The organism is Mycobacterium sp. E796 (assembly GCF_001672815.1).
Taxonomy (GTDB): Bacteria; Actinomycetota; Actinomycetes; order Mycobacteriales; family Mycobacteriaceae; genus Mycobacterium.
In genome coordinates this window covers 1-11,644 of the sequence record NZ_LZKK01000034.1, presented here as the reverse complement: position 1 = coordinate 11,644, position 11,644 = coordinate 1, and the positions used below count along the sequence as shown (strand labels likewise).

Sequence of the window (11,644 nt, the reverse complement as noted above, 5' to 3'; positions counted from 1 at the left end):
GCCTCCGGCGCGCGAAACGGCTCGGCGGCCAGCCATTCCTCGATCGCGCGCACCGCCTTGTCGACGCGGGCCGGCAGGGCCGCCCCGGGCGGACGGACCCGCCCGTCGGCCACCTCCAGGCCGGTTCCGGCGAGCAGCGGCGGCAGCAGTTCGGCGGCGGGCAGCCCGGCGCGTTGCCGCAGCGTCTCGAGCGGCATGCCCGCCGCGACGTCGTGCTCGCCCGCCCACTGCCGGACCGCCTCGGTCGCGCGGTCGCGCCGTTCGGCCCACCACTGCGGGTCCACCACCCAGTCGCCCACCCGCTGCCCGCGCGCCGGCAGGCCCATGGCGCGCAGGTCGCTCGCCCGCGCGCAGTCAGGCGGGCGGACCCGGCCGGTCCCCAGCTCGGCGGCGCGTTCGCGCGCCGCGCCCCGGCGGCGCAGCCCGGGCGGCCGGACGTCGAGCACTTCGATGCCGGCCGCGATCCGGTGCTCCCCGGGATCGCGCAGCAGCCCGACGTCACCGACCCGCAACGGCAGCGGGTTCGCCAGGCGCAGCCGCGCCGCGGCGGTCCCCAGTTGGCGCACCTGGACCGGCACGGCGGCGGACCCGACGTGCAGCACCAGCTGGCGGTGCAGGGTGCCGGCCGACCGCAGGCCGACGTCGATCTCCGCGGTGTCCAGCCACACGCCCGGCGTCCGGACGGTGTCCCCGCGGCCGATGTCGTGGCGGTCCAGCCCCCGCAGGTTCAGCGCCACCCGCGCCACCGCGCCGACCTCGATTTCGTTGCGGCCCAACGACTGCAGCGCGCGGACCGTCACGCGGCGGCCGGCGTGTTCCAGCTCGTCGCCCACCCGGATGGTGCCTGCCGCCAGCGTCCCGGTCACCACCGTGCCCGCGCCCCGGACGGAGAATGACCGGTCGACCCACAGCCGCACGTCGGCGTTGCGGTCCGGCGGCGGCAGCCGGTCGATCAGTGCCGCCAGCTCCGTGCGCACCCGCTCGAGGTCGGTGCCGACCGCGACGGGCACGTCGCCGAGCGAGGTGGCGGCGAACCGTTCGCGCGCGCGCTCGATTGCCGGATCGGGATCGGTGAGGTCGGCCTTGCTGATCACCAGCAGCCCGTGCCGGACCCCGAGCGCGTCGAGCGCCGTCAGGTGTTCTTCGGACTGCGGCATCCAGCCCTCGGTGGCGGCGACGACGAACAAGACGGCCGGCACCGGGCCGACGCCCGCGAGCATGTTCGCGACGAACCGTTCGTGGCCGGGCACGTCGACGAACGCGACCTGTCGGCCGCCGACCTCGGTCCACGCGAAGCCCAGGTCGATGGTCAGGCCCCGGCGCCGCTCCTCGGCGAGCCGGTCGGGCCACATGCCGGTGAGCCGGTGCAACAGGGTCGACTTCCCGTGGTCGACGTGCCCGGCCGTGGCTACGACGAACATGCCCGCACCGCCGCCGCCAGCAGCTCGTCGTCCTCCGGCGCCACCGTGCGCAGGTCGAGCAGGCAGCGGCCGGATTCCAGGCGGCCGACGACCGGCGGGCTTCCGGCGCGCAGGGCGGCGGCGTACGACTCCGGCAGGCTCACCGCCGCGCTGGGCAACTCGACGCCCGGCGCACCCCCGCCGCCGACCGCGGCGACGCAGTCCACCGCGACCGCCCCGGGCAGCCGGTCGGCAAGCGATTCGGCGCGGGCCCGCAGCCGCGCCACGTCGGCGTCCAGCGCCTGGGCCACCGGCGGCGGCGGGCCCGCCAGCGTCGCCTCCAGCGCGGCGAGGGTGAGCTTGTCCACGCGCAGGGCGCGCGCCGCCGGATGCCGGCGCAGCCGCTCGATGAGCTCGGCGTCACCGAAGAGCAGGCCGGCCTGCGGACCGCCGAGCAGCTTGTCGCCGCTCGCGGTGACCAGGCTGGCGCCGTCGCGCAGCATCGACGTGGCGTCGGGTTCGTCGGGCAGCAGCGGGTGCGGCGCCAGCAGCCCGGAGCCGATGTCGACCACGAGCGGGACGTTCAGCTCCTTCAGCTGCGTGACGCCGACGGCCGAGGTGAACCCGGTGACGTGAAAGTTGGACGGGTGCACCTTGAGCACGAAACCGGTGTCGGGCCCGATCGCGTCGGCGTAGTCGCGCAGGCTGGTGCGGTTGGTGGTGCCGACCTCGCGCAGCCGCGAACCGGTGGACGCCAGCAGCTCGGGGATGCGGAAGCCGTCGCCGATCTCCACCAACTCACCGCGGCTGAGCACGATCTCCTTGCCCCCCGACGAGCCCCCAGCCAGCGCCAGGGCGGTCAGCAGCAGCGCGGCGGCGTTGTTGTTGACGACATGCACGCCGCCCGCGGTGGGCACCGCGCGCGCCAGGGCGGCCAGCGCGCCCCGGCCGCGTCGCGCGCGCCGGCCCGTCGCCAGGTCGAACTCGACGTCCGTCGTCCCGGCCGCGGCGACCACCGCGTCGACGGCGGCCCGCGACAGCGGCGCCCGGCCCAGGTTGGTGTGCACGACGACGCCGGTCGCGTTGAGGACGGGCCGCAGGCTCGACGCGGTGGCGGGAAGGGCGGCGACGGCGTGCTCGGCGACGCGCTCGGGCTCGATCTCGCCGGCACGCGCCAGCCGCTGTGCCTCCACGATCACCGACTTCACCAGTGCGCGGCCCAGCACGCGTTGCGCTTCGACCAGGCGCGGATCGGCGAGCAGGACGTCGGTCCCGGGCACCCGTCGGCGCGGGTCGCTCATGTCGGGCTCGAGGGAGTATGGCGGAGGCGGACGGGAATCGAACCCGCCAGCGGCAGCGTCTGCCGTTCGACGGTTTTGAAGACCGCGCCGGTCACCAGACCGGACACGCCTCCTCGGACCATGTCGACAAGTATGGACTTCGTGCCTTACCGACTGACCCAGTACGCCCACGGTGGCGGCTGCGCGTGCAAGATCCCGCCCGGTGAACTGGAGGACATCGTCCGCGGACTCGGGCCGGCCGCGCCACGCGACCCGCTCGGCGAGCTGCTGGTCGGGCTCGACCACGGCGACGACGCCGCGGCGGTCCGGATCGACGGCGGCACGGCACTGATCGCGACGACGGACTTCTTCACCCCGGTGGTGGACGACGCCTACGACTGGGGCCGGATCGCGGCCACCAACGCGCTGTCCGACGTGTACGCGATGGGCGGGCGCCCGGTGGTCGCGGTGAACCTGCTGGGTTGGCCGCGCGACGTGCTGCCGTTCGAGCTGGCGGCGGAGACGCTGCGCGGCGGGCTGGACGTCTGCGGCCTCGCCGGCTGCCACCTCGCCGGCGGGCACAGCGTCGACGACCCTGAGCCGAAATACGGGCTGGCCGTCACCGGGGTCGCGGACCCGAACCGGTTGCTGCGCAACGACTCCGGCAAACCCGGCACGCCGCTGTCGCTGACCAAGCCGCTCGGCATCGGCGTCCTGAACAGCAGGCACAAGGCCACCGGGGAGCGCTTCGAGCAGGCGATCGACGTGATGACCACGCTCAACGCCGACGCGGCCGCCGCGGCGCTGGCAGCGGGCGCCGAATGTGCCACGGACATAACGGGTTTTGGCCTGCTGGGCCACCTTTACAAGATGGCACGGGCCAGCGGCGTCACCGCGGTGATCGACTCGGCGGCGGTGCCCTATTTGGATGGCGCGCGCGTGGCCCTGGCGGCCGGCTATGTCAGCGGCGGCACCCGGCGCAACCTCGACTGGGTGGCACCGCACGCCGACCTGTCCGCGGTCGCCGAGAACGAGGCCCTGCTGCTCGCCGACGCGCAAACCTCCGGCGGTTTGCTGATCGCCGGCGAGATTCCCGGGGCGCCCGTCATCGGGGAGCTGGTGCCGCGCGGCGAGCGCACGATCGTGGTGCGCTGAGCGGGCGGGGTTTCGGGCGCGCGCACTAGGGTAGAGGCCATGGCTATGCGCAAGCTTTTCCTGGAGTGGCCCGTCGTGCGTCAGCTGCGCTCGGGAGACAAGCTCGGCCGCGGGTCGGCCGTCACCTCGAAACAGACCCGCGCCGTCGCGCCGCGCACGACGACGGCCGACCGCGTGGTCCAAAGCATCTGCCCCTACTGCGCCGTCGGCTGCGGGCAGAAGGTTTACGTCAAGGACGAACGGGTGGTCCAGATCGAGGGCGACCCGGACTCGCCGATCTCACGAGGCCGCTTGTGTCCCAAGGGTGCTGCCAGTGAACAGCTGGTGAACTCGCCGGGCCGGCAGCTGAAGGTGCTCTACCGCGCTCCACGAGCGACCGAGTGGCAGCCCCTCGAGCTGGACACCGCGATCGACATGGTGGCCGACCGCTTCGTCGAGGCGCGCCGCCATTCCTGGCAGGACATCGACAAGAAGGGACATCCGCTGCGGCGCACCATGAAGATCGCCGCGCTCGGCGGTGCCACACTGGACAACGAAGAGAACTACGTCATCAAGAAGCTCTTCACCGCCGCCGGCGCCATTCAGATCGAGAACCAAGCTCGTATTTGACACAGCTCCACGGTTCCCGGTCTGGGGACCTCCTTCGGGCGCGGTGGCGCCACCCAAACACTGCAAGACATGGCCAACGCGGACTGCATTGTCATCCAGGGCTCGAACATGGCCGAGTGTCATCCCGTCGGCTTCCAGTGGGTCGAGGAGGCGAAATCCCGCGGTGCCAAGGTGATTCACGTCGATCCGCGGTTTACTCGTACGTCCGCGGTCTCGGACAAGCACATCCCGATCAGGGCCGGCTCTGACGTGGTGCTGCTCGGGGCGCTGATCAACCACATCATCTCTGCCGAACTCTGGTTCAAAGAGTACGTCGTCGCGTACACCAACGCGGCCACCCTGATCAACGAAAATTACCGCGACACAGAGGATCTGGGCGGGCTGTTCTCCGGTTACGATCCCGAGACGGGGCAATACGACTCAACGACCTGGGCGTACGCGGGGCAGGAAGAGGCCGAAAGCCACCGCCGAGAGCACGGCGCCAGCGCGTCCGCCCGAGCGGCCGGCGATGCCCACGGCAGCGGCGGTCCGCCCTTGCCGCACGCTCGCGTGATGCGCGACGAGACCCTGCAGCATCCCCGCACCGTGTTTCAGATCGTCAAGCGCCACTACGCGCGCTACACGCCGGAAATGGTGCGCGACGTCTGCGGCATCAGCGCCGAAGACTTCGACTACCTGGCCCGCTCGATCGTCGAGAACTCAGGGCGTGAGCGCACCACCTGTTTCGCCTACGCCGTCGGCTGGACTCAGCACACGCTGGGGGCCCAATTCATCCGCACCGCAACGATTCTGCAGCTGTTGCTCGGCAACGTCGGTCGCCCGGGCGGCGGGATCATGGCGCTGCGCGGTCACGCCACCATCCAGGGGTCGACCGACATTCCGACGTTGTTCAACCTGCTCCCCGGCTACCTGTCGATGCCGAAGGCCGGCGTCCACGACACGTTCCGGGAGTACATCGAAGCGGTCGGCCCGAAGAATCAGAAGGGTTTCTGGGCCGACGCGGACACCTACTTCGTCAGCCTGCTCAAGGCGTGGTGGGGAGACGCCGCCCGGGCGGACAACGACTGGGCCTACGACTACCTGCCGCGGCTGTCCGGCCCGCACGGCACGTACCAGACGGTCATGTCGATGCTCGACGACGAGGTCGACGGGTACTTCCTGCTCGGCCAGAACCCGGCCGTCGGCTCGGCGCACGGTCGGTTGCAGCGCATGGGCATGTCGCGCCTGAAGTGGTTGGTGGTCCGCGATCTGAACCTCATCGAGTCGGCCACCTTCTGGAAGGACGGCCCCGAAATCGCTTCCGGCGAGCTGAGAACCGAGGACATCGAGACCGAGGTGTTCTTCTTCCCCGCGGCCACCCACGTCGAGAAGGCCGGATCGTTCACCCAGACCCAACGCCTCGTCCAGTGGCGCCACAAAGCCGTCGACCCGCCCGGCGACTGCCAGAGCGAGCTGCAATTCTTCGTCGAGCTGGGCAAGCGAATCCGGCAGCGGCTGGCCGGCTCTACCGACGAACGGGACCGGCCGCTGCTGGACCTGACCTGGGACTATCCCACCGACGAGCATGGCGAGCCCGACCCCACCGCGGTGCTCGCCGAGATCAGCGGCTGCTACCTGACCGGGCCCAAAGCCGGCCAGCCCGTGCCGGGGTACACCGAGCTGGGGGCCGACGGCTCGACGTCATGCGGCTGCTGGATCTACTCGGGGGTGTATGCCGAAGGGGTCAACCAGGCCGCCCGGCGGGCGCCGCTGGGCGGTCCGAGTCCCAGCCAGTCCGAGTGGGGTTGGGCCTGGCCGGCCGACCGGCGCATCCTGTACAACCGCGCATCGGCCGACCCGGACGGCAAACCGTGGAGTGAGCGCAAGCGCTACATCTGGTGGGATGAGCAGCGCGCCCGTTGGGTCGGCGACGACGTGCCCGATTTCCCCGTCGACCGCGCCCCCCACGTCCGGCCGGATCCGGACATCGGCGGCCCCGATGCACTGGCCGGCGACGACCCGTTCATCATGCAGGCCGACGGCAAAGCCTGGCTGTTCGCCCCGAAGGGGATGGTCGATGGGCCGCTGCCCACGCATTACGAGCCGCAGGAGTCCCCGGTCGCCAACGCGTTGTATCCGCAGCAACGGAATCCGTCGCGAATCACGTTCCCGCGCAAGGACAACCTGAGCGCGCCCAGCGCCGGCGAGCCCGGGGCCGACGTGTATCCGTACGTGTTCACCACCTACCGGCTCACCGAGCACCACACCGCCGGCGGCATGAGCCGGTGGCTGCCCTACCTGTCGGAGCTGCAGCCGGAGATGTTCTGCGAGGTGTCCCCGGAGCTGGCCGCCGAGCGCGGCCTGGAGCCGTATGGGTGGGCGACGATCATCTCGCCCCGCTCGGCAATCGAGGCGAGGGTGCTGGTCACCGAACGCGTTGCGCCGCTGGTGATCAACGGCCACACGGTGCATCAGATCGGGTTGCCGTACCACTGGGGCGTCGGCGGCGACGCCGTGGTCAGCGGGGACGCGGCCAACGACTTGCTGGGCGTCACACTGGATCCCAACGTGCAGATTCAAGAGTCGAAGGCCGGGTCGTGTGACATCCGGCCGGGCCGCCGACCGCAGGGCGAACAGCTGCTGCGCCTGATCGCCGAATACCAATCTCGCGCGGGCGCCACCGCCGAGACGGGAAATGTACGAGTGAGCGACGCCGTCGGGGAAGGGGGAGCCGATGGGCCAGCTGAGCGGACCGTCTGACCCGGCCGCCGAAGCAGGTTGGGCAGTTCCCAAGCCGCGCAAGGGATTTTTCACCGACACCTCGATCTGCATCGGCTGCAAGGCCTGCGAGGTCGCGTGCAAGGAATGGAACCGCAACCCTCGCGACGGGGAGCTGGAGTTGCTGGGTTCGTCGTACGACAACACCGGCGCGCTGGGCGCCAGCACATGGCGGCACGTCGCGTTCATCGAGCAGGGCCGCGACCGCATCGAGCAGGCGCGCGAATCCGGCCGGGCACTAACCGATTTAGGCATGCCCGCCGTGCCGGCACCTCCGGACACCAGCCCGCCGGACACGCCCGAGTTCCGCTGGCTGATGTCGTCGGACGTGTGCAAGCACTGCACGCACGCCGGGTGCCTCGACGTCTGCCCGACCGGCGCGTTGTTCCGCACCGAATTCGGCACGGTCGTCGTGCAGGCCGATGTCTGCAACGGGTGCGGCACGTGCGTCGCGGGGTGCCCGTTCGGGGTGGTCGAGCGGCGCAGCGACGGCACCTATACGACGCCGGCGCAGCGACCGGGTTCCCCTAGCGAGAAACCGGTTTCCGGGGTGGCCCAGAAGTGCACCCTGTGCTACGACCGCCTGGTCGAGGACCAGATACCGGCGTGCGCCCAGACCTGCCCGACCACCTCGATCAAGTTCGGCGACCACGACGACCTGGTGGTCAAGGCGCGGGAGCGGGTCGCCGCGTTGCATGCCCAGGGGCTGACGGAGGCCCGCCTCTACGGCGCCAACGAGTGCGACGGGGTGGGCGGCACCGGCTCGATCTTCTTGTTGCTCGACGAGCCGGAGGTCTACGGGCTCCCGCCCGACCCGCGGGTGTGCACGGCCGACCTGCCCGAAATGTTCAAGCGGGCCGGCCTGGCCGCGGCCGGCATGCTCGGCGCGGCGGTGCTGGCGTTCTGGAGGAGCAGGTGACCACCTCGGAATTCGACAGCCTGCGCCCGCCCGAGCCGACGGGCGGCCGGCGGCGCAACGGAAAGGGCAAGGGGCGCAAGGGCGGTGCCGACGGCTCGCGCGAGATGCCGATGGTGCCCGAAGCGGAATTCAGCTCGTATTACGGACGCCCGGTGGTCAAGCCCGCGCCGTGGGGACACGAAGTGGCGGCATACCTGTTCCTGGGCGGCGTCGCCGGTGGCTCGGGCCTGTTGGCGGCCGGCGCCCAGCTCACCGGCCGGGACAAGCTGCGCCGCAACACCAGGCTGTCCGCCCTGATCGCGGTGATGCTGGGCGCGGTCGCGCTGGTGAAGGACCTTGGCCGGCCCGAGCGTTTCGTCAACATGCTGCGCACGATCAAGCTGACCTCGCCGATGAGCGTCGGATCGTGGATCCTCAGCTCCTTCAGCGCCGGGATCGGGGTGGCCGCAGTCTCCGAGATCGACCGGATGACCGGCGAGCGCATCCCGCTGGGCCCGCTGCGGCCCGTGCTGCGCGCCATCGAGGGCCCGGCCGGATTGGAAGCCGCGCTCTTCGCGCCGCCGCTTGCCGTCTACACCGCGGTGCTGCTCAGCGACACCGCAACCCCGACGTGGAACGCCGCCTACAAAGATTTGCCGTTCGTGTTCGCGAGCTCGGCGACCCTGGCCGCATCGGGATTGGCGATGATCACCACCCCGGTCGCCGAGGCCGGGCCCGCCCGCACCCTGGCCGTCATCGGCGCGGTGAGCGATCTGGTCTCCGCCAAGTTCACCGAACACCGGATGGACCCGGTGACCAGGGAACCGCTGCACCACGGCAGGCCCGGCCGGTTGCTGGCGTGGAGCGAACGGCTCGCGGCCGCAGGCGGTTTGGGCGCATTGCTCGGCGGAAAACACCGCGGCGTCGCCGCCCTGTCCGGCATGGCGCTGCTGACGGGCTCGGCAATGCTGCGGTTCGGGTTCTTCGAGGCGGGGCTGGAGTCGACCCGCGACCCCCGCTACACGATCGAGCCGCAGAAGCGCAGGCTGGCGGCCCGCCGGGCGGCGGGCGTCACGGGAGACTCCATCACCACCGCGGACTAGCCGCACCGCCTTGAGTGTGCGGTGGCGGTTTTCGATGTGTGCTGAGGGCGGGATTTCGGCGATTCGTCCGCCCAGGGTTCACACGCAGTGCCCACGATTCACACTCCGATTTTTTGCCGCGCCGTTACGACGAGCAACGCTTGGGTATCCAGTTGGCTATGACGAATTTTGGCTACACTTTGATGACCGAGCAGAGTGGACCCAAAGACCTTGTGCGGCATGCAGTTTCAGCCGAAGATCGCGGGTTCGACTTCGAGGTGTGCAGTGACCACTTCTCGCCCTGGCTGACGTCGCAGGGGCACGCGCCGAACGCCTGGGCGGTGCTGGGTGCGGTGGCGCACGCCACCGAACGGGTGGACCTGTACACGTACGTGACCTGCCCGACGATGCGGTATCACCCCGCGATCGTCGCGCAGCAGGCCGCCACCGTGCAGATCCTGTCCGACGGCCGGTTCACCCTCGGCCTGGGTAGCGGCGAGAACCTCAACGAACACGTCGTCGGCAGGGGTTGGCCCACCGTCGAGCGCCGGCAGGACATGCTGCGCGAAGCCATCAAGATCATCCGGGAGCTGTTCGGCGGCGAGCTGGTGAACTGGCGCGGCGAGTACTTCCAGGTGGACTCGGCGCGGCTGTGGGACGTGCCGGACGTCCCGATCGGCATCGGGGTCGCGATGTCCGGGGCGAAGGGCGTCGAGAGGTTTGCCAGGCTGGCTGAACACCTGATAGCCGTGGAGCCCGACGCGGACCTCGTCCGCGAGTGGCACGCCGCGCGCCAGGCCGCCAACCTCGCCGGCGGCGGCAGGGTGGTCGGCCAGATCCCGGTGTCGTGGGATCCCGACCGGGATGCCGCCATCCAGCGCGCGCACGACCAGTTCCGCTGGTTCGGCGGCGGCTGGAAGGTCAACGCCGACCTGCCGACTCCGGCCGGTTTCGCCGGCGCGACCCAGTTCGTGCGGCCCGACGACGTTGCCGAGTCGATTCCGTGCGGTCCGGACCTGGACGCGATCGTCGAGGCGGTCCGACCCTACTGGGAGGCCGGGTTCACCGACATCGCGCTGGTCCAGATCGGCGGCGAGACGCAGGACCTCTTCCTCAAAGAGGCCGCCCAGCCTTTGCTCGACGCGCTGCGCGACGCTGCTGGTTGATCACAAGTTTGGGCCGTTTCTGCCCGGGTATCCGACAGCCAACGTGGGCTTCGGGCGACCACCGGCTGTTTGACGTACGAACGAAGGCTTTGGGCCGGGCGGGCAGGCGGCCTGCAAGTTGCTGTGCAACAGCGGTTTTGCGGCATTACGCGCCCGCTTCGCGATGGAGACGCAAGTCGTCCGTATCCACGACCCAGTGAAGGAGGTATCGCGATGTCAAATGAGTTGCAAGGGACAAAGATCGCCATCCTGGCGGCCGATGGCGTGGAGAAGGTGGAACTGGAGCAGCCACGCGCGGCCCTGGAGCAAGCCGGCGCCGAGGTCGAGGTGCTGTCGTTGAAGCCGGGCGAAATCCAGGCTCGCAACCACGATCTCGAGCCCGCGGGCACCTTCCCCGTCGACCGCGCGGTGTCGGACGCGTCGGTGGACGACTTCGGCGGCCTGGTACTCCCGGGCGGCACTGTCAACCCGGACAAATTGCGTCTGGACGAGGCTGCGGTCAAGTTCGTCCGCGACTTCGTCGTCTCCGGCAAGCCGGTCGCCGCAATCTGCCACGGACCGTGGACGTTGGTGGAGGCCGGCGTGGCCGTGGGGCGCACGCTGACCTCGTACCCCAGCATCCGCACGGACCTGCGCAACGCCGGCGCCCACGTGGTGGACGAAGAGGTGGTGGTTGACGGCAACCTGATCACCAGCCGCTCACCGTCGGACCTGCCGGCGTTTTGCGAGACCATCGTCAAGCAATTCGCCTCCGGCAACGCGGGATAGCCGCCGCCGGACCGTTTTAACCCGCAAGTTTGCGGGCATTACACAGGTCAGGCCGTGATCGCCACGGCGATCCCTGTCAGGCTGAGCGAAAGGCCCACGTTGACAACGACATATCCAGAGCCCGCGATCTCGGTCGCGCACAATGTGTATCGGCCCCAAGAGGATTCCCGGTTGCTGGTCGACGCGATGCACCACACCGCCCTCATTCCGGGACGACGGGTCCTCGACCTTTGCACAGGTAGCGGATTCGTCGCGATCGCCGCGGCCGAGATGGGCTGTGCCAGCGTGACCGCCTGCGACACCTGCCCCCACGCGGTGCGTTGTTCGCGCGGCAACGCCGGCGGGCGGGGCCGGGACATAGGGAGGATTGGCCACCACCACGTCGAACGGCGCCCAGTCGACGGCTTCGGTCCACGATCCCAGGCGGACGTCCACCTCCACGCCGGCCAGGGCGGCGTTGCCGCGCGAACAACGCACCGCGTGGGGGCAGGTGTCGCAGGCGGTCACGCTGGCACAGCCCATCTCGGCC

Annotated in this window: 8 protein-coding genes, 1 tRNA gene and 1 pseudogene; 7 read left to right on the top strand and 3 right to left on the bottom strand. The window is 70.5% G+C overall.

Going from position 1 to position 11,644, the window contains the following annotated elements:
- The 3 genes from A5706_RS03215 to A5706_RS03205 all read right to left on the bottom strand — a co-directional run.
- On the bottom strand, positions 1–1,421 hold a 1,421-nt coding region (locus A5706_RS03215; RefSeq protein ID WP_068127004.1), incomplete at its 3' end, for a GTP-binding protein.
- On the bottom strand, positions 1,409–2,701 hold the full coding sequence (gene selA / locus A5706_RS03210; RefSeq protein WP_068127002.1) for an L-seryl-tRNA(Sec) selenium transferase: 1,293 nt from the start codon (positions 2,699–2,701) through the stop codon (positions 1,409–1,411). The genes selA and A5706_RS03215, both read right to left, overlap by 13 nt.
- 18 nt (positions 2,702–2,719) lie before the next feature.
- Positions 2,720–2,814: transfer RNA gene (locus tag A5706_RS03205), tRNA-Sec, on the bottom strand.
- 19 nt (positions 2,815–2,833) lie between these two features.
- Between A5706_RS03205 and selD the strand changes: the two genes are divergently transcribed.
- From selD to A5706_RS31990, 7 genes and pseudogenes are all read left to right on the top strand, one after another.
- The gene (gene selD / locus A5706_RS03200; protein ID WP_369831790.1) at positions 2,834–3,835 is read left to right on the top strand and encodes a selenide, water dikinase SelD; all 1,002 of its coding nucleotides are present in this window, start codon (positions 2,834–2,836) and stop codon (positions 3,833–3,835) included.
- A gap of 39 nt (positions 3,836–3,874) precedes the next feature.
- Complete coding sequence (gene fdh / locus A5706_RS03190; protein ID WP_082964170.1) at positions 3,875–7,183, top strand: formate dehydrogenase; 3,309 nt, start codon at positions 3,875–3,877, stop codon at positions 7,181–7,183.
- Positions 7,158–8,120 (top strand): 4Fe-4S dicluster domain-containing protein, encoded by a 963-nt coding sequence (locus A5706_RS03185; protein WP_068126996.1) that lies wholly within the window; start codon positions 7,158–7,160, stop codon positions 8,118–8,120. The genes fdh and A5706_RS03185 overlap by 26 nt, the downstream gene beginning before the upstream one ends.
- A complete protein-coding gene (gene nrfD / locus A5706_RS03180) occupies positions 8,117–9,202 on the top strand; it encodes an NrfD/PsrC family molybdoenzyme membrane anchor subunit (protein WP_068126993.1) in 1,086 nt (361 codons plus the stop codon). The genes A5706_RS03185 and nrfD overlap by 4 nt, the downstream gene beginning before the upstream one ends.
- Positions 9,203–9,360: 158 nt before the next feature.
- Positions 9,361–10,347: an LLM class F420-dependent oxidoreductase gene (locus A5706_RS03175; protein ID WP_068126990.1), complete on the top strand. Its 987-nt coding sequence runs from the start codon at positions 9,361–9,363 to the stop codon at positions 10,345–10,347.
- Positions 10,348–10,560: 213 nt separating this feature from the next.
- Positions 10,561–11,115 carry a type 1 glutamine amidotransferase domain-containing protein gene (locus tag A5706_RS03170; protein ID WP_068126989.1) on the top strand — a complete coding sequence of 185 codons (555 nt, stop codon included), beginning with the start codon at positions 10,561–10,563 and terminating at the stop codon, positions 11,113–11,115.
- Between the two features lie 99 nt (positions 11,116–11,214).
- Positions 11,215–11,475, top strand: a pseudogene (locus A5706_RS31990) (50S ribosomal protein L11 methyltransferase); the annotation flags it as partial.
- Between the last annotated feature and the right edge of the window lie 169 nt (positions 11,476–11,644).

Excerpts from the sequence above, each read along its gene's own strand:
- selA (WP_068127002.1), bottom strand. The coding sequence starts at position 2,701 with ATGAGCGACCCGCGCCGACGGGTGCCCGGGACCGACGTCCTGCTCGCC.
- selD (WP_369831790.1), top strand. The coding sequence starts at position 2,834 with ATGGACTTCGTGCCTTACCGACTGACCCAGTACGCCCACGGTGGCGGC.
- A5706_RS03185 (WP_068126996.1), top strand. The coding sequence starts at position 7,158 with ATGGGCCAGCTGAGCGGACCGTCTGACCCGGCCGCCGAAGCAGGTTGG.
- A5706_RS03175 (WP_068126990.1), top strand. The coding sequence starts at position 9,361 with ATGACGAATTTTGGCTACACTTTGATGACCGAGCAGAGTGGACCCAAA.
- A5706_RS03170 (WP_068126989.1), top strand. The coding sequence starts at position 10,561 with ATGTCAAATGAGTTGCAAGGGACAAAGATCGCCATCCTGGCGGCCGAT.